Source organism: Pseudothauera hydrothermalis, assembly GCF_003345255.1.
GTDB lineage: Bacteria > Pseudomonadota > Gammaproteobacteria > Burkholderiales > Rhodocyclaceae > Pseudothauera > Pseudothauera hydrothermalis.
Window position 1 is genome coordinate 1,606,670 of sequence record NZ_CP029331.1, and the last position, 17,219, is coordinate 1,623,888.

Genomic DNA, 17,219 nt, shown 5'->3' on the forward strand with positions numbered 1-17,219 from the left:
GTGAAAGAACGCGGCTTCGGCCGCGTTTTTTGTTTTTGCACTGCCAGTTGGGCGATTGCCCGCCCCCACAGCCATACCGAACCGTTTTTCCGTCCGCCCCGCTGCCATGAGCGCTCCGATCGAAAGCTTCCACGACCTTGGCCTGCCCGAAGCCTTGCTGACCGCACTGGCCGAGATCGGCTATGAAACACCCTCCCCCATCCAGGCCGCTTGCATTCCGCCTCTCCTTGCAGGGCGCGACGTACTGGGCGAAGCGCAGACCGGCACCGGTAAAACCGCAGCGTTCGCGCTGCCCGCGCTGGCGCGTGTGACACTCGATTTGTGCCGGCCACAGGTACTGGTGCTCACCCCAACCCGCGAACTGGCCATTCAAGTCGCCGAAGCCTTCCAGAAGTACGCTCATCATCTGCCCGGCTTTCATGTACTGCCTCTGTACGGCGGACAAAGCATGGTGGTGCAGTTACGCCAGTTACAGCGCGGCGCGCAGGTCATCGTCGGCACGCCGGGGCGGGTCATGGATCACCTGGAGCGCGGCAGCCTGGTGCTGGACGATCTGCGCATCCTGGTTCTGGATGAAGCCGACGAGATGCTGCGCATGGGCTTCATCGACGATGTCGAATGGATCCTGACGCACACCCCGGCCGAGCGCCAAACCGCACTGTTTTCGGCCACCATGCCCGAGGCCATCCGCCGGGTGGCGCACCGTCACCTGCGTGCGCCGCAGGAAGTGAAGATTCGCGCCGCCACCGCCACCGTGGCGGCAATCCGCCAATGCTACTGGCAGGTGCGCGGGGTAGACAAACTCGACGCGCTGACCCGCATCCTGGAAGTCGAAGATGATTTCGACGCCGCAATCGTTTTCGTGCGCACCAAAACCGCCACCGTTGAACTTGCCGAGCGCCTCGAGGCACGCGGCTACGCGGCCGCGGCACTGAACGGCGACATGACCCAGGGGCTGCGCGAACAGGTCATCGAGCGGCTAAAAAACGGCGCGCTCGACATCGTGGTGGCCACCGACGTGGCTGCGCGCGGCATCGATGTACCGCGCATCAGCCATGTGATCAATTACGACATTCCGTATGACACCGAAGCCTATGTGCACCGCATCGGCCGCACGGGCCGTGCCGGCCGTCGGGGTTCTGCGATTCTCTTCGTCGCGCCGCGCGAAATGCGTATGCTCAAAGCCATCGAACGCGCCACTGGCCAGCCGATCGAAGCGATTGCGCTACCCAGCCGCGAGAAGATTGCCGGACGCCGGGTGGCGCAGTTCCGCCAGCAGATCGTCGATACGCTGGAGCACGAAGATCTGGCCTTTTTCATCGACGTGATCGGCCGAATCGAAAAAGAAGCGTGTTTTTCCGCACGCGAGATTGCCGCGGCGTTGGCTTATCTGGCCACCCGCGAACGTCCGCTACAGGTGGAAGAAACCGGCACGGGCTGGGAACTGGCCACGGCCGACCCCTTGGAGGCTACACAAAGCGAACGCCGGCCACAGGGCAACCGGAAAGAGATCCTCGCGCGGCAGCGCGCTTACGCGGATGGTGTATTGACCCGCTACCGCATCGAAGTCGGCCGCCAGCATGGGGCCACCCCGCGGGAGATCGTCGGTGCCATCGCCAACGAAGGCGGCATCGAAGGCCGATACATTGGTCAGATCCACCTTTTCGATGACTACAGCACAGTCGAGCTGCCCAAGGCGCTACCACCGGAATTGCTCGGCCTGCTCAAGCGCATCCGGGTGCGTCAGCGTGCGCTAGCAATTCGAGCGCTCGCCGATGGTCAAACCGCTCAGGATCGCAGCCGCGCTCGCACATCGCGCTCTCAAAGCGCGTCGCGCCAAGCGGACGAAGCCGGCACCGCGGCCCAGCCCAGGCCGCGCACCGGCACCGCACACAAACGCCCGCGCAAGAGCTGAAACAAACCCCAGACGAATGTCACCGGCCGCTACCGCGGCGGCGATGCTCGTCCCCCCAGACGAAGTCACGCGGCTCGTACTCGAACTCCGGAAACTCGCGATCGTGTTCCATTAACAGACTCATGATCGTCATCGCATGCTCGGCCGGAAAACCCTGCCGCTTACCCCCGCGCGTATCCGTCATGAGCTGGAAAAGGTAATCGCGGCATTCTCGAGTGCCCCACATCACATCGATTTTGCGCAGATGCGGAAAGCGCTCATAGAGCGCCCGGGTATCGGTTTCGGTCATGCCGCCGCGGGTCATTGCGTTCATAGCCAGGCGTTCCTAAAAAACGTGTTGTGGGCTGGGACTTATAACGCAAGCAATAGTTCTTGAACATTGCGGCCAACACGGTTTGCGGCATCCGGCCTGTGAATTTCGTCACACTTGACGCGCGTTTTCTCCGTGCGTGTCACCCTTCCAGATGGCGCAGCAGCGGGTTGAGTATTGCCGCGCCCAGCCGTTTGCTGCGTTGGGCGCTCCAGCCGGTCTGGCCGTCGGGCATGTTGGCATTGTCCTTGAATGGCATCTCCAGCGTTAGCGACAGGCAGGCGAAATGATTGGCCACCCATTTGCTTGCCAGACTCAGGAGTTCGTCGCCAAAACGACCCGGTTTGTAGCCCTGCTCGGTCTGAAAATCCGGACTGGCGGCCTTGAATGCTTCCATGAAGCGTTGCTGGCTTGCCGCCAGTTCAGCGTTAAAGGCCGGCACCTCGTCGGCGGTGGAAAAAAACACATAGGGCAGTTCCTCGTCGCCGTGGATATCCAAAAACAGCGAGCATCCGCTTTCCATCATCGCCTGGCGGACCAAGGCCACTTCGGGTGCTGCGGCAGGATCGGGGTCGCGCCATTCGCGGTTCAGGTTACGTCCGGCGGCGTTGGTGCGCAGGTTGCCGCGGACGGCCCCATCCGGGTTCATGTTGGGCACGATGTAGAGCACCGCGCGCTCGCGCACCCGGCGTGCGACCGGGTCGGCGCTGTCGAGCAGGCGTTCGAGTAAGCCCTCGACGAACCACTCGCTCATGGTTTCGCCCGGATGCTGACGGGCAATGATCCACACCGGCTGACGGGCGCGGCCGGGCCTGCCAACCACCACCACATCCAGGTCACGGCCTTCGACCGTGGCACCAAGGTTGCGCACCTGGGCATAAGGCGACATTTCTGCCCAGCCCAGCAAGTCGAGATGGCGCTCGTGGGAATACGGCTCGAAAAAGGCGTAATAGACGCTGTCGCGCTCGGGCGTGTGTTCGACGATCAGCTGTCCATCGATGTAATCGGTGCCTGCCACCCTGAACCAGTTGCGGCGGTCGTAAGAGGCAACACAGCGATAGCCTTCCCAGTTCGGATACGCGGCTTGGCCGGCATTTTCGAACACCAGGCGCAGCGCCTTGCCGGCACCGCCTTGCAGGCGGAAGTAAAACCATTGGCGAATCGGCGCTGCATTGTCACTGGGCAGGCGCAGGCGGATGTTTTGCGGATCGTCGATCGCGACCACCTCGATGGCGCCACCGTCGAAATTATGACTGATTCTCATGGGCGTTCTCTGCAATGGTCGGTGGTTCAGTCCACTCGCCGGCGAAACACCAGCGTGTCATCATCGGAGGCGTCAGCATCAAAAGCATAGCCTTCGCTATCGAAGGCTTTGAGCCCGTCGACCTCGGTCAAGCGGCGGCCGATCGCATAGCCCGCCATCAGTCCGCGCGCCCGCTTGGCATAAAAGCTGATGATTTTGTAACGCCCGCCTTTCCAGTCCTGGAACACCGGGGTCACCACCCGTGCGCCGAGCCTGTCTGTCTTGACCGATTTGAAGTACTCCTCGGAAGCGAGATTCACCAGTACTGGCGTCTCACCCGCTTCGCGCTGCACGGCCAGCGTGCGAGCCAGCGCATCGGTGATGATGTTGCCCCACCAGGCATACAGGTTGCGCCCACGCGAGGTGACGAGCTTGGTACCCATTTCCAGGCGGTAGGCTTGGATCAGATCGAGCGGCCGCAGCACCCCGTACAGGCCGGAGAGAATGCGCAGATGGTCCTGCGCCCAGGCGAGCTCGTCCTCGGACAGACTGGCGGCATCCAACCCCTCGTACACGTCGCCGTTGAAAGCCAACACCGCCTGCTTGGCGTTGGACAGATCGAAAGGACGCGACCAGCTCGCGTAACGCGCCACGTTGAGGGAGGCCAACTGATCGGACAGCTCCATCAGCTCCGCCACCTCCTGCGGCGCCAGCCGACGCAACACGCCGATCAGCGCCTCGGCCTCGTCCAGGTAATCCGGCTGGGTGAAACGTTGGGTGGTCGGTGGGGTTTCAAAGTCGAGCGCCTTGGCGGGCGAAATGACATAAAGCATGATAGAGCGGTTCCTTTTGAACTTTGGCCGATGGTGTGTGCCGCAGATGGTAGCAAACCGGCAGACTTGATCGGCAGCGTGTACGCGGGGCACCACCTGAGCTTTGCTCGTTGGCCGCCGGTTTGACAGCCTTTGAGCGTTTGCGCAAGATTGCCGGCCGGTTTTGCACTCTTGGCCCCTGCCGTCTCATGCCCGCTACCGACCTACTGCAACGCTCGTTCGCCGCCGTGTGGCACCCGTGCACCCAGATGAAGCGCCACGAGAGCCTGCCGCTGGTGCCCATCGTGCGTGGCGAAGGCGCTTGGCTGGTGGATGCCGACGGCCGTCGCCTGCTCGACGGAGTGAGCGCCTGGTGGGTCAATCTCTTCGGCCATTGCAATCCTCGCATCAACGCGGCGCTGCGCGCGCAGCTCGACACCCTGGAGCATGTGATGCTCGCCGGCTTCACCCACGAGCCAGTGGTGGCGCTGTCCGAACGCCTGGCCGCGCTCACCGGGCACCGTCTGGGCCACGCCTTCTATGCCTCCGATGGCGCCTCAGCCACCGAGATCGCGCTGAAAATGAGCGCCCATTATTGGCGCAACCATGGCCAGCCGGCCAAACACCGCTTCGTGAGCCTAGCCGGCAGCTACCATGGCGAGACCGTCGGTGCGCTGGCGGTGACCGACGTGCCCATTTTCCGCGACGCTTATGCAGACCTGGTCAAATCGGCCAGCACTGTGCCCTGCCCGGATAGCCGTCTTGCCGAACCCGGCCAGACGCCTGCCGAGCTCGCCCGCCATGCGGCAGCCGCACTGGAGGCCCACCTGGCTGCGCATCACACCGAGACTGCCGCGTTGATCGTCGAACCGCTGGTGCAGGGTGCGGCCGGCATGGTGATGTACGACCCGGAATACCTGCGCCTGGCGCGAGCACTATGCGACCGCTACCGAGTGCACCTGATCGCCGACGAAATCGCCGTGGGCTGTGGGCGCACCGGTACCTTCTTCGCCTGCGAGCAAGCCGGCATCTGGCCGGACTTCCTGTGCCTGTCGAAAGGCATCTCGGGCGGCTATCTGCCGCTGTCGCTGGTTCTGACCACGGACGAGGTCTACGCCGCGTTCTACCATGACGATACCGCGCGCGGTTTTCTGCACTCGCATTCCTACACCGGCAACCCGCTGGCCTGCCGCGCGGCGCTGGCCACGCTGGACATTTTTGCTGAGGACGATGTGCTGGCTGCCAACCAGGTCCGCGCGGCGGCCCTGCGTCAGGCCATGGACGCTGCCTTTGCCGATCATCCGGCGGTGCGCCACCTGCGCAGCCGGGGCATGATCCTGGCCTTCGACGTAGACGGCGCCGGGCCCGGATTTGCCGGCCGCTTCTTCAGCGCCGCACTGACCCACGGCGTGCTGCTGCGCCCGATCGGACACACGGTGTACTTCATGCCGCCTTACATCGTCGATGCAGCCGAAATCGACCATCTGATGCGCGGCGCCCGCGCCGCGCTGGACGAGGCGCTGACCTAAACATGCTGCTCGACCGGCTACAGGCGGATCTCGCCACCCTGAACGAACAAGCGCTGCGCCGCGTCCGGCGCACGCTCGACACCCCTTGCGGTCCGCATGCCACAGTGGACGGCCGCGAGATACTTGCGTTTTGTAGTAACGACTATCTCGGGCTGGCCGGCCATCCGCAGCTTGTCTGCGCACTGGCTGCTGGCGCTCAACGCTGGGGGGCTGGCTCGGGCGCCTCGCATCTGGTCAGTGGCCACTACCGGGTGCACGACGAACTCGAAGCGCGTCTGGCGGCCTTCGTCGGCATGGATTCAGCGCTCTATCTGTCGACCGGCTACATGGCCAATCTTGGCGTCTTGCCGGCACTGCTCGGACGCGGCGACGCGGTGTTCGCCGACCGTCTGAATCATGCCTCGCTGGTCGATGGCGCCTTGCTCTCGCGCGCCAGCTTGCGCCGCTATCCGCATGGCGACGTCGAGGCACTGACCCGCTTGCTGGAAACCAGCGATGCACCGTGTAAGGCCATTGTCACCGACAGCGTGTTCAGCATGGACGGCGATCTTGCCCCACTGACCGAACTGCTGGCGCTGGCCGAGCGGCACGACTGCTGGCTGATCGTCGACGACGCCCACGGTTTTGGCGTGCTCGGACCTCAGGGGCGCGGCGCACTAGCCGCAGCCGGGCTGGCGAGCTGGCGGCTGATCTATATCGGCACCTTGGGCAAGGCTGCCGGTCTGGCCGGCGCCTTTGTAGCCGGGCAGCGCGACGTGCTGGCCTGGTTGTTGCAGAAAATGCGCACCTACATCTTTACCACAGGCGCCCCTCCGGCACTGGCCCAGGCGCTGCTGGCAAGCCTTGAATTGATCGAACACGGCGACGAGCGCCGCGCCCGGCTCAACGCTCTCATTGAACAGTTCCGCGCCGAACTGCGGCTTACCCGTTGGCGCCTGTTGCCGTCGGCCACTGCCATCCAACCGGTGCAAGTCGGCGACAACGCCGAGACCCTGGCGCTTGCCCAGGCGCTGTGGGACGAAGGCTTGTGGGTGCCGGCAATCCGTCCGCCCACCGTGCCGCAGGGCAGCGCACGGCTACGGGTGTCGCTGACCGCAGCGCACGGCGCCGAGGACGTACGCCGCCTGACCGCGGCACTCAAACGCCTGGAGCAGACTCTGTGAGCCCCCCGTTGGTGCTGCTGCATGGCTGGGGACTGAGCGCGCGGGTGTGGGCGCCGCTGTGCGCCGAACTGGAGGCGTCAGACCTGGCTATTTGCGCGCCCGACCTGCCGGGGCATGGCGCCGCGCCTGCCGCCGGCAGTGCAACGCTCGCCGACTGGAGCGACCAGGTAGCTACCGATCTACCCGAAGGCGCCATCGTCTGCGGTTGGTCGCTGGGTGCTTTGATCGCGCTCGATCTGGCCGTGCGCCATGCCGTCAAGGTATCCCGGCTGGTCCTCATCGGCAGCACCCCGCGTTTTGTCGCCTGCGCAGACTGGCCCCATGGCCTGCCCACCCCTACCGTGGCCAATTTCTGTCGCCAATTCACCACCGCGCCGGCTGAGATATTGCGCCGCTTCATTGCGCTACAGACGCTGGGCGACACGCGCCGGCAGGGGCTCATCCGCGCATTGGATCACGCCTTGACCGCCGCAGCCCCCGGCACCGCACAGGCCGCTGCGCTGGCCGACGGTTTGGCGGTGCTGGCCGACACCGATTTACGCGCCGCCGTGGCAAGCGTTCGACAACCCACCCTATTGATCCACGGCGAAGGCGACGCGCTGATGCCGCTTTCCGCGGGCCGCTGGCTGGCTGCCACGCTGCCGGCTGCGCGGCTAGAAGCGCTGGCCGGCTGCGGACACGCGCCTTTTTTGTCGCAACCGGAAGCGTGCGCGGCTTTGCTGGAGCGCTTCATCCATGGCTGATACCGCCGCGGTCAAAGCCCGCATCCGGCAGGCTTTCCATCGCGCGGCCGGCACCTATGACCAGGCAGCCGTGGTGCAGCGTGAAGTCTGTCAGTATCTGGCCGACTTTGCCGCCTCATACCCCTGCCCCGGGCCGCTTGAGCGGGTGCTGGATGCCGGCTGCGGCACCGGCCATGCGCTGCCCCTGCTTGCAGCCCGCTACCCGCAGGCGGATTTGCTCGCGCTCGATTTCGCGTCGGGCATGCTGGCGCATGTGCGCGGTCATCTACGTGTATGCGGCGATCTGGAACAATTGCCCTTGGCTGCGGCCAGTATGGACGCAGTGTGGTCCAGCCTGGCGGCTCAATGGTGCCGGCCACAGGCCCTGTTCGGCGAACTCGCACGGGTGTTGCGCCCACGGGGTATGGCGTGGATCGCCACACTCGGTCCGGAAACGCTGTGCGAGCTGCGCGATGCGTTCCGCGCGGTCGACGATCTGCCCCATGCGATCGATTTTCATTGCCCGCAGACCTGGCAGCGTGCCGCCGAGGACGCGGGCTTTGCGGTGTGTGGGCTACTGCGCCGGCCTTGTGCCGCGCTGGACACCGACCTGCGCGGGCTGCTGCGCCACATCAAGGCAATCGGCGCACACACGGTCAGCCACACTCCGCGCACGCCGCTCGGCCGCGAGGCTTGGCACAGGCTGGCGCGTCGTTATGAGAGATGGCGCCGCCCGGACGGCCTGTTGCCGGCCACCTACGATGTCATTCTGCTTGCCCTGGAGCGCCGCCCATGAACACCTCTGCCGCCTGGTTTGTGACCGGCACCGATACCGAAATCGGCAAAACCTACGCAACCTGCGCCTTACTGCACGCCGCACGGCGGTCGGGTCTGCGCGCGCTGGCGATGAAACCGGTGGCCGCCGGCGCACAGTGGATCGACGGCCGCCTGGTCAATGAAGACGCGCTGCGTCTGTTGGCCGCAGGCAGTTTCGATCCGGGGCTGGATACGCTCAATCCGTATTGCCTGGCCAGTCCGATTGCGCCCCATATCGCCGCCCAGGAAGAAGGCGTGCGCATCGAGACCGAACCGATCCGCGCTGCGTTAAACCGCCTGCGGGCGCAGGCCGACTGTGTATTCGTGGAAGGCGCCGGCGGGTTTTGCGTGCCGCTCGGCCCAGATTATGACTTTGCGATGCTGGCGCGTGAGCTTGCGCTGCCGGTGATTCTGGTGGTCGGCATGCGCCTAGGCTGCATCAACCATGCCCTGCTCACCGCCGAAGCGGTTGCCGCCCGCGGCTTGCGGCTGGCCGGCTGGATCGCCAACCTGATCGATGCGCAAATGCTGCGGATAGACGAAAACCTGGCCACTTTGCGCCAACGCCTGCCCGCCCCCTTGCTGGGCGTGCTGCCCTTTGACCCGGATGACAACCCCGCTGCGGCCAGCACCGCACTCACCCTGCCAGAGGCCGTTTGAGCGGCTGGCGCACCCGCGGTCGGCCGGTTCTCTGCAAGGAATCAAAACGGCCAGATCAGCGGAATCACGATCACGCCTACCGCCCACATCAACAAGTTAAGCGGAATGCCGATGCGCAGAAAGTCGGTGAAGCGATAGCCGCCGGCGTTATACACGAAGGTATTGGTCTGGTAGCCGATCGGGGTGGCAAAGCTCGCGCTGGCGGCAAACATTACCGCCACCACGAAAGGGCGCGGGTCCACGCCCAGATGCTGCGCCAGACCGATGGCAATCGGCGTGATCAGCACCGCCACCGCGTTGTTCGACAGAAGCTCGGTGAGCACGGAGGTGAATAGGTAAATAAAGGCGAACATCATCAAAGGACTGGCCCACGGCGCCGCGGCGGTGACGCTTTCCACGATCAGTCTGACCAAACCGACCTTATCCATGGCGATGCTGATCGCCAGCATGCCGAAGATCAACGACAAAATCTTCCAATCCACCGCCTTGTAGGCATCGTCCACATCCAGGCACCTGGTCACCAGCACCGCAGCGGCAGCAATCAGCGCCAAGCCCTCGATCGGCATCACATTGAAGGCTGCGAGCAGCATCACCGACAGCGTGGCGACGATGGCCAACGGTGCCTTGTCACGGCGGTAAGCGCGCTCTTGCACGGTGTTAAGGCTGATCAGATCTCCGTTGTCGGCAAAGCGTTTGATCTGCGCGGCGGTGCCTTCGACCAGCATCACGTCGCCGAACTGCAGTTGGAAGTCGTCCAGGTTGCTGCGCACATTCTCGTCTTGGCGATGCACCGCCAGCACCGCGATGCCGTAGCGCGCGGTCAGATCGAGATCGCGCATCGGACGGTGGACATAGCGCGAATTGCGCCCGACGATCGCTTCGACCAGCATCACATCGCGGGTGGCAATGGTCTCGAAAGCGTTGCCGCGGGAAAATTCCAACATGCCGGACTCGCGCAACTCGACCACATCGCGCACCGTGGTATGGATGACCAAGCGGTCGCCCGCGGCCAGCACCGTCGTATTGGGCGGCTCGGTGATCACCTCGTCGCCGCGAAAGAGTTTGAGCACCTGCAGGCCGGCCTTGCCGTTGAGGTTGGCTTCGGCGATGGTGCGACCGCACATCGGCGAGTCATGCGGCACCAGTAATTCGCTCATGAAGGTACGCGCCAGGTCCGGGCGCAGCGTGCGGGCGAGCGTTTCGCGCGCCGGCAGCAGCCGGTTGCCGAACAACATCACGAAGATGAAACCGCTGGCAGCCAGGATCGAGCCGGCCAGGGTGATCTCGAACATGCCGAAAGGCGCCAGTCCCTGCTTGCGCGCCACCCCATCGACCAGAATATTGGTCGAAGTGCCGATCATGGTCAGCGTGCCGCCGAGGATGGTGGCGTAAGAGAGCGGAATCAGCAGCTTGGACGGCTGGGTATTGGAACGCCGCGCCAAGGCGATGGCCACCGGGGTGAGAATGGCCACCACCGGAGTGTTGTTGATGAAAGCGGAAATCAAAATGGCCAGCAGCATCAGGCCGCCAAGCAGGCGCTTCGGGTCGTCGCCCACCCGCGCACCCAACCAGTTGCCCAGCACTTCCACGCAGCCGGTGCGCTCCAGTGCGGCAGAAAGTACGAACATGCAGGCAATGGTCGCCGGCGCCGGATTGGAGAGCACCGACAACACTTCGGCCGGAGTGAGCAGTTGCGCCACCAGCAAGGCGGCCACACCGGCCGCAACCACCACGTCGGGACTCCATTTTTCGCGCACAAACGCCACCAACACCGCCACCAGGACGAAGACGACGAAGAGCAGCGGAAAATCCAAAGACGGCATGGAGTGCAGACGGGTCATGTGAAGCCGCTACGGTGCGGCGCACCAACAATAATCCGCCGGCTTTAGATGGTCCAAGAATGTTTTTCCATTTCCATATAACGCATGCGCCTATAAAACGGAAAGGCATGCAAAAACACTGTGCGGCGACCGCCACTCCGGGCGTACCGCTTGGACCGGATAACTGGATTTAGAGCGCGGCGCGCGCTTCGGTCGGCTCCCCCTCCCGAAAGCGCAGCAGGCGCTCGCGGTCGGGAATGGTGACGTAGCGGCGGCTGATGGTGATCAGACCATGGTCGGTCAGTTGTTGGAACGCGCGCGACAAGGTGGCCGGGCTGATGTTCAGATAAGAGGCAATCACCTGTTTTTGCGCCGGCAATTGCGCTTCGATGACGCCGTGTGCGTTGATCTGCGCGTGCGCCAACAAATGATCAATGATGCGCTCCATTGCGGTATGCAGCGTTAGAGCTTCGATCTCGGCGGTGAGCCGCTGCACCCGATGCCCGAGATGCGCCACCACGGCCATCCAAAAAGCGGGGTTGCATGCTTGCACCCGGCGCACCGCATCGGCCGGCAGCAACAGCACCACCGCTGTACCCAGACTCTGCGCATCGACCCTTGCCGGCTGCCGGGTGAACACCTCGACCTCGGCAAAAACGTCCGGCGGATTGAGAATATCCAGCACCTTTTCAGCGCCGTGGCTGTTGACTGCGGCCAGGCTGATCTGGCCGTTGATCACCAGGTAAATACCCGCCGGCTCATCGCCTTTTTGAAACAGCACCTGCCCTTTACGCAAGCGGATGAGCCGCGCGGCGCGCTCCAGGGTTAGCTGTTCGTCGCGGCCGAGTGCGCCGAACAACGGGTGACGCGACAGCACCGTATGCCCGGGCAAGATGGCGTGACGGCCCGCCACGCCCGCTCGCACCGGATCGGCGAGCGGGTGCGCGGCCTCTTCCAACGACGCCGACCTGCGACTGCCCTGTTCCGCCTCCTGCACTGACAGCACCAGCAAGATAGCCATGCGCCCTTGCAGCACCAAATGGGTGATGCGCACCGCCACCGAACGCACTGTACCCCCCGCCGCGATGCAGTCGATTTCGCCCTCGAAGGCGCCGTGCATCAAAACTTCGCTCATCACCACCGGGAAACGCTGTGCCTGGTTGTCGCCAAAAAGCGTGGCGCTGCTGCGACCGGCCAGTTCCGCAGCCGATGTGCCAAACAGCTCCCCGGCTGCCGCATTGGCTTGCAGCACACTGACCGGCAGCAAACTGCTATCGAGCGCCATCACCAGCGCGGGCGCTGCGCCAGCGGTGATCATTTCCAACACATCGGTTTGGCTGGCGTGCAGTGTGGCGCTGCCCAAGGCCAGCACCTCGGCAAACTGGCGGCTCAGACCGGTCGCCCCCAGCCCACCGCCAACCGCTCCTTCGGCTGGTCGGCGCGAGCCGAGCGGTTGAGCCGCGCGTAAGCGGCGGGCCAACCCCTGGTCTTCGCCCTGAATGTGGCGGATCAGCCAGTCGGCCAAAAAAGCCAAAATTTGCTGTCCGTCTGGCACTGCATGCTCGGACAGCTCGTCGAGCATGTCGCCCACATGGGCCAAAAAGCGCGCGTGATTGAGGTGATGACCATGTGCGTAGGCGGGCGGCAGCGCGCAGAGCGCCATCAGCGCCTCTTCGGTGCCGAAATGCACCTCGGCGTAGTCTTTGAGGTAACCCAGCAGCAATCTGACTTCATCGGCGCTCAACGCCGCATTGGCTTGCAGCCGACGCGCAATGGCGTTGATCATGTCGACCAAACTACGGTGCTGACGGTCGATCACATCGATACCGGTGCGCAGCGCTTCGCTCCACGCCAGTTGTTCCATTTGCCTCACCTTTGGAATCCCAGCTTGCGCAAACGGCCTCGTATTTGCCGTGCACAGGGCGCAATTGTGGCCAAGCCGGCCCGCCATCCGCTTGATGCAAGTCAAGCCGGCTAGGCCGATGGCAGCGGCGCGCACCTGGGAGGGCCAAACCGGTATCATGGCGCCCCTGTCGATCGCCGCCCGCAGTCATGACCTCAAAACGCCGCATTCCCCACAGCCAGCTTGAACTGCTCGCCCCCGCCCGCAATGCCGAAATCGGCATCGAAGCGGTCAATCATGGCGCGGATGCGGTGTATATCGGCGGACCGGCTTTTGGCGCGCGCGCCGGGGCGGGTAACGCACTGGCCGACATCGAGCGCGTGGTGCGTCATGCCCATCGTTTCGATGCGCGGGTCTTTGTCACGCTCAATACCATTTTGCGTGACGATGAGCTGGAGCAAGCGCGGCGCATGGCCTGGGCGCTTTACGAGATGGGTGCCGACGCGCTGATCGTTCAGGACATGGGGCTATTGGAACTCGATCTGCCGCCCATTCAGTTACATGCCAGCACCCAAACCGATATCCGCACACCGGAAAAAGCACGGTTTTTGCAGGATGTGGGCTTTTCCCAAATCGTGCTGGCGCGAGAGCTTACCCTGCCCCAGATCCGCGCCATCCGCGCCGCCACCGACCCGGCACGCTGCGTGATCGAGTTTTTCATCCACGGCGCGCTGTGCGTAGCCTACAGCGGCCAGTGCTACATCAGCCACGCCCACACCGGGCGCAGCGCCAACCGCGGCGACTGCTCGCAAGCCTGTCGCCTGCCCTACAACGTCGTCGATCGGGCCGGGCGCATCATTGCCCATCAGCAGCATGTACTGTCGCTCAAAGACAACGACCAGGCGGCCAATTTGGCTGCGCTGATCGATGCCGGAGTACGCAGCTTCAAAATCGAAGGGCGTTACAAGGACATGGGCTATGTCAAAAACATCACCGCCCATTACCGCCAACTGCTCGACGCCATCCTCGACCAGCGCCCCGATCTGGCGCGAGCTTCCAGCGGGCGGTGCCGCTACGGCTTTACGCCTGACCCGCGGCGCAACTACAACCGCGGTGCCACCGATTATTTCGTCAACGGCCGCCAAGCCGACATTGGCGCGTTCGAGGCACCGACCTGGGCCGGCCTGCCGCTGGGCGAGGTAGTAGCGATTGCAAACGACAATTTCGAGCTGGCTTGTGCTGCGCAACTGGCCAATGGCGATGGCCTGACCTATTTCGATTTGCAACGCACGCTGATCGGCTTTCGCGCCAACAAAGTCGAACGTCTGCCTGCGGCGGGCGCAGATCCGTAACCGTCCGAGCAACCCCGTAGTTCCCGGTCAGCGCTGAATCGCCGATCGTTGCGGCTCCCGAATTCACTTCAGGAGAGCGACGATGATGGAGCAGGACAGACTGATGGCGCTGGAAGAACCACCGGCTCAGGACCGTGGCGAAGCGGGCGTTCAGCGGCGCGTGCATCGCGACGATGCATTCTGGCGCTCGCATGAGCAGCAGCGGCGCCGGCAAGGCTTGAGCATTCCGCAGTATTGCCAGGCCACCGGCCTGGCGCTGTCGACGTTCCGGCACCGCATCAACCGCCTGGCCGCTGTCGAGGCAGGGTCGGCAGTGGGCGAAGCCGGCGGCCGGTTCATCGCGCTCGTGCAGCCAGCCTCCTCGGGGCAGGTCGATGCGATGCAGATCGAAGTCGTGCTGCCCGAATCGATGACGCTGCGCCTGCACGGGGCGGCTGCGCGGCAGGTGCTCGATCGCGTGCTGGCGCGGCTGCCGTGATCCTGTCCTCGGCGATCCGCGCCCACGTCTATAGCGAAGCGGTGGACATGAGGAAGTCGATCGATGGGCTCGCGCAGATCGTGTCGCGCTGCATGGGCATGAACCCGCTCTCGGGTCAGGTGTTCGTGTTCATCGGTCGGCGCCGCGACAAGGCCAAGCTGCTGGTGTGGGACCGCCATGGGTTCTGGGTGCTGTACAAGCGCCTGGAGCGCGGGCGTTTCACCGACCCCGCGCGGCTGTCGGCTGAGGGCCTGGCGATGAGCGAGTTGCTGGCCTGGCTCGATGGTATCGATCTGTCGCGGACACGCCGCCTGGCGCCGGTGGCGGCCAGCGTCGTGGGGTAAGTCGCGGCCGCGTGGGCAATCGGTGATTCACCGCATTCACCCGAGGTGCCGGTGCTGGCATGCTCATGGCCCATGAACCTGCCTGCCCCGATCGATCGCGCCAGCCTGCCCACGGAGGTTGCTCCGCTGCAGGATCTGGTGCTCGAGCTGGGGCAGCAGATGCAGGCGATGCGTGCGCAGTTCGACGCCCAGCTCGATACCCTGCGTCACCAGTTGGTCGAGCTGCGGCGGCGCCTGTTCGGGCCGCGCAGCGAGGTGATCCACCTCGGGCAGGCAGAACTGTGGTCCGACCCAGTACAGTTCCCTGTGCCGGCCGAGGAGCGGCGCGAGGTCGGCGCTCACACCCGGCGCAAGGGCGGGCGGCCGGCGATCAGCCCGGATCTGCCGCGCCGGCGCGTCGAGCACGACCTCTCCGATGCCGAGAAGGCCGGCTACGCCTCGCTCGAGCGCATCGGCGAGGAGGTCTCGGAGTTGCTCGAGTACATCCCCGCCCGGCTCGAAGTGATCCAGAACGTGCGCCTGAAGTACCGCTGCGAGAGCGCCGACGGCCGCAGTACCGTGCGCACTGCTACGGCCCAGGGCTCGCCGCTGCTCAGGAGCAACGCCGGCGCCGGGCTGCTCGCCCACGTGATGGTGTCGAAATACCTCGATCACTGCCCGCTGGCGCGACAGTCGCGGATCTTTGCGCGCCAAGGCGTTGCCCTGTCACGTCAGACGCTGTGCGACTGGGTGCTCGATGCGACCGAGTTGCTCGCCGTGTTGATGCCGGCCCTGCAGCGCCACGTACTCTCGAGCCCGGTGATCTTCACCGACGACACCACGCTGGCCCTTCAGGCCCCCGGCAAGACGATCACCGCCCGGATGTGGGTCTATCTGGCCGGCGGGCAACAGAAGGACGATGAGGGTCAGTGGCACAAGGTGGCTCCGGCCGCCCTCTACGACTTCACGGCCGATCGATCCGGGACGCATCCGCGCCGGATCCTGGGCGCGTGGCGCGGCTACCTGCAGGCCGACGACTACAGCGGCTACCACGCCAGCTTCCGCGAGGGCGTCACCCATGTGGCGTGCTGGGCGCATGTGCGGCGCAAGTTCTTCGATGTGATCAAGGCCGCCCCCAAGGGGGCGCCGCCCGGGCTGGCCGATGACGCGTTGCGCTTCATCGGGCTGATCTACCGCATCGAGCGTCGCCTGGCCGAGGCCGACCCGGACGTACGCCTGCGCGTGCGCCAAGGGCGCACCCGGCGGGTGCTGACCGCGTTCCACCGTTGGCTCGCCCATCACCAGCCGACGCTGCTGCCGCGCTCGCCGCTGGGACGTGCGTTTGCCTACGCGCTGTCGAACTGGACAGCGCTCACCGTGTTTGCCGACAGTGGCCTGCTCGCGCCGGACAACAATACCGCCGAGCGGGCGATGCGGCCGGTGGCGATCTCGAGGAAGAACTGGCTGTTTGCCGGAAGTCCACGTGGCGGACGGGCCGCCGCCGTGGCACTCTCGCTGATCGAGACGGCGCGGTTGAACGGCATTGAGCCCTACGCCTACCTGAAGGATGTGCTCACGCGCCTGCCCGGCCACCGCATGGACCGGCTCGACGAACTGCTGCCGATGAACTGGAAGCCCGCGCCCTGATGGATCCCGCCACCCTCGAAGCCCTCAACCGCGCAAGCTCGCTCGAACTGTTCCACCTGTCGCGCGTGATCGAGCGTCTGATGTCGGATCCGTCGCGGATCGTGCAGATCCGGCTGCATCTGAACCTGGGGAAACGGGTGCGTTTCGTGGACGGGAAAGCCCCGGGTGCCGCACTGCAACTGCGAAGCGGCACCGTGGTGGCGATGAAGGACACTCAAGTCACGGTGCAGGACGACGCCACCCGTGCGACCTGGACGCTGCCCTATGCAGCGATCGAACTCCCTGCCGACAGCCGCGCCGCGCCTCAGGTGCCAACCGCCAAGCCCGCCCAACGTCCCACCCGCGAGGACTTCCGCGTCGGCGATCGCGTCAGCTTCGAGGATCGCCATCTGCAGACGCGCATCGGCACCATCGTGCGCATCAATCAGAAGACGGCCAGCGTCGACTGCGAGAACGAGCCCGGCTGGCGCGTGTCGTTCGGACTGCTCAGGCACGTCGTCGACCTCTGAAGCCCTCGGCACCGCCGGGGAACGGGGTCGCTCGGACGGTTACGCAGATCCGCAGCTTGCGCGCTGGCGTGTGTGGC

The 17,219-nt window shown here is 64.8% G+C and carries 15 protein-coding genes and 1 pseudogene; 11 read left to right on the forward strand and 5 right to left on the reverse strand.

Translation table 11 applies throughout. The features are described from left to right. The first annotated feature begins 106 nt into the window (after positions 1-106). Positions 107-1,915, forward strand: a complete 1,809-nt coding sequence (locus tag DIE29_RS07780; RefSeq protein WP_114649615.1) for a DEAD/DEAH box helicase — start codon at positions 107-109, stop codon at positions 1,913-1,915. Positions 1,916-1,934: 19 nt separating this feature from the next. On the opposite strand, the gene DIE29_RS07785 is transcribed toward DIE29_RS07780, so the two are convergent. The 3 genes from DIE29_RS07785 to yaaA all read right to left on the reverse strand — a co-directional run bounded on the left by DIE29_RS07785 (position 1,935) and on the right by yaaA (position 4,301). Further along, entirely contained in the window at positions 1,935-2,228 is a 294-nt protein-coding gene (locus tag DIE29_RS07785; protein WP_237269419.1) for a hypothetical protein, read from the reverse strand. Between the two features lie 139 nt (positions 2,229-2,367). Further along, positions 2,368-3,489 (reverse strand): M14 family metallopeptidase, encoded by a 1,122-nt coding sequence (locus DIE29_RS07790; protein ID WP_114649616.1) that lies wholly within the window; start codon positions 3,487-3,489, stop codon positions 2,368-2,370. A gap of 26 nt (positions 3,490-3,515) precedes the next feature. Further along, entirely contained in the window at positions 3,516-4,301 is a 786-nt protein-coding gene (yaaA, locus tag DIE29_RS07795; RefSeq protein WP_114649617.1) for a peroxide stress protein YaaA, read from the reverse strand. A 188-nt stretch (positions 4,302-4,489) separates the two neighbouring features. On the opposite strand from yaaA, the gene bioA reads away from it, so the two are divergent. Genes bioA through bioD form a run of 5 tightly spaced genes read left to right on the forward strand, consistent with a single transcriptional unit; the run spans position 4,490 to position 9,170 of the window. Further along, positions 4,490-5,809, forward strand: coding sequence for an adenosylmethionine--8-amino-7-oxononanoate transaminase (bioA, locus tag DIE29_RS07800; RefSeq protein ID WP_114650285.1), 1,320 nt, complete (start codon positions 4,490-4,492; stop codon positions 5,807-5,809). A gap of 2 nt (positions 5,810-5,811) precedes the next feature. After that, positions 5,812-6,972: an 8-amino-7-oxononanoate synthase gene (gene bioF / locus DIE29_RS07805; RefSeq protein ID WP_114649618.1), complete on the forward strand. Its 1,161-nt coding sequence runs from the start codon at positions 5,812-5,814 to the stop codon at positions 6,970-6,972. Continuing rightward, a complete protein-coding gene (locus DIE29_RS07810; RefSeq protein WP_114649619.1) occupies positions 6,969-7,715 on the forward strand; it encodes an alpha/beta fold hydrolase in 747 nt (248 codons plus the stop codon). The genes bioF and DIE29_RS07810 overlap by 4 nt, the downstream gene beginning before the upstream one ends. After that, the gene (bioC, locus tag DIE29_RS07815) at positions 7,708-8,490 is read left to right on the forward strand and encodes a malonyl-ACP O-methyltransferase BioC (protein ID WP_114649620.1); all 783 of its coding nucleotides are present in this window, start codon (positions 7,708-7,710) and stop codon (positions 8,488-8,490) included. The genes DIE29_RS07810 and bioC overlap by 8 nt, the downstream gene beginning before the upstream one ends. Continuing rightward, a complete protein-coding gene (gene bioD, locus DIE29_RS07820; protein WP_114649621.1) occupies positions 8,487-9,170 on the forward strand; it encodes a dethiobiotin synthase in 684 nt (227 codons plus the stop codon). Before bioC ends, bioD begins: the two co-directional genes overlap by 4 nt. A 41-nt stretch (positions 9,171-9,211) precedes the next feature. On the opposite strand, the gene DIE29_RS07825 is transcribed toward bioD, so the two are convergent. Together DIE29_RS07825 and DIE29_RS07830 are read right to left on the reverse strand one after the other, a co-directional pair. After that, a complete protein-coding gene (locus DIE29_RS07825) occupies positions 9,212-11,011 on the reverse strand; it encodes an SLC13 family permease (protein ID WP_237269420.1) in 1,800 nt (599 codons plus the stop codon). 169 nt (positions 11,012-11,180) lie between these two features. Continuing rightward, positions 11,181-12,854 carry a bacteriohemerythrin gene (locus tag DIE29_RS07830; RefSeq protein ID WP_162860614.1) on the reverse strand — a complete coding sequence of 558 codons (1,674 nt, stop codon included), beginning with the start codon at positions 12,852-12,854 and terminating at the stop codon, positions 11,181-11,183. Between the two features lie 188 nt (positions 12,855-13,042). Here DIE29_RS07830 and DIE29_RS07835 point away from each other — a divergent pair. The 5 genes and pseudogenes from DIE29_RS07835 to DIE29_RS07855 all read left to right on the forward strand — a co-directional run. Next, positions 13,043-14,155 (forward strand): annotated as a pseudogene (locus DIE29_RS07835) (peptidase U32 family protein); the annotation flags it as partial. 112 nt (positions 14,156-14,267) lie between these two features. Further along, entirely contained in the window at positions 14,268-14,663 is a 396-nt protein-coding gene (gene tnpA / locus DIE29_RS07840; protein ID WP_043743039.1) for an IS66 family insertion sequence element accessory protein TnpA, read from the forward strand. Further along, a complete protein-coding gene (gene tnpB / locus DIE29_RS07845; RefSeq protein WP_043743036.1) occupies positions 14,660-15,007 on the forward strand; it encodes an IS66 family insertion sequence element accessory protein TnpB in 348 nt (115 codons plus the stop codon). Before tnpA ends, tnpB begins: the two co-directional genes overlap by 4 nt. A gap of 168 nt (positions 15,008-15,175) precedes the next feature. Then, on the forward strand, positions 15,176-16,633 hold the full coding sequence (gene tnpC / locus DIE29_RS07850; RefSeq protein WP_082047712.1) for an IS66 family transposase: 1,458 nt from the start codon (positions 15,176-15,178) through the stop codon (positions 16,631-16,633). Next, positions 16,633-17,142, forward strand: a complete 510-nt coding sequence (locus tag DIE29_RS07855) for a hypothetical protein (protein WP_043743033.1) — start codon at positions 16,633-16,635, stop codon at positions 17,140-17,142. The genes tnpC and DIE29_RS07855 overlap by 1 nt, the downstream gene beginning before the upstream one ends. Positions 17,143-17,219 lie beyond the last annotated feature (77 nt).

What these genes read in the sequence shown, in the direction of transcription:
- bioA (WP_114650285.1), top strand. Translation starts at nt 4,490, where the DNA reads ATGCCCGCTACCGACCTACTGCAACGCTCGTTCGCCGCCGTGTGGCAC.
- DIE29_RS07780 (WP_114649615.1), top strand. Translation starts at nt 107, where the DNA reads ATGAGCGCTCCGATCGAAAGCTTCCACGACCTTGGCCTGCCCGAAGCC.
- bioF (WP_114649618.1), top strand. Translation starts at nt 5,812, where the DNA reads ATGCTGCTCGACCGGCTACAGGCGGATCTCGCCACCCTGAACGAACAA.
- DIE29_RS07855 (WP_043743033.1), top strand. Translation starts at nt 16,633, where the DNA reads ATGGATCCCGCCACCCTCGAAGCCCTCAACCGCGCAAGCTCGCTCGAA.
- DIE29_RS07790 (WP_114649616.1), bottom strand. Translation starts at nt 3,489, where the DNA reads ATGAGAATCAGTCATAATTTCGACGGTGGCGCCATCGAGGTGGTCGCG.
- DIE29_RS07825 (WP_237269420.1), bottom strand. Translation starts at nt 11,011, where the DNA reads ATGACCCGTCTGCACTCCATGCCGTCTTTGGATTTTCCGCTGCTCTTC.
- DIE29_RS07830 (WP_162860614.1), bottom strand. Translation starts at nt 12,854, where the DNA reads ATGGAACAACTGGCGTGGAGCGAAGCGCTGCGCACCGGTATCGATGTG.
- yaaA (WP_114649617.1), bottom strand. Translation starts at nt 4,301, where the DNA reads ATGCTTTATGTCATTTCGCCCGCCAAGGCGCTCGACTTTGAAACCCCA.
- bioD (WP_114649621.1), top strand. Translation starts at nt 8,487, where the DNA reads ATGAACACCTCTGCCGCCTGGTTTGTGACCGGCACCGATACCGAAATC.
- tnpA (WP_043743039.1), top strand. Translation starts at nt 14,268, where the DNA reads ATGATGGAGCAGGACAGACTGATGGCGCTGGAAGAACCACCGGCTCAG.
- bioC (WP_114649620.1), top strand. Translation starts at nt 7,708, where the DNA reads ATGGCTGATACCGCCGCGGTCAAAGCCCGCATCCGGCAGGCTTTCCAT.
- DIE29_RS07785 (WP_237269419.1), bottom strand. Translation starts at nt 2,228, where the DNA reads ATGAACGCAATGACCCGCGGCGGCATGACCGAAACCGATACCCGGGCG.
- tnpC (WP_082047712.1), top strand. Translation starts at nt 15,176, where the DNA reads ATGCGTGCGCAGTTCGACGCCCAGCTCGATACCCTGCGTCACCAGTTG.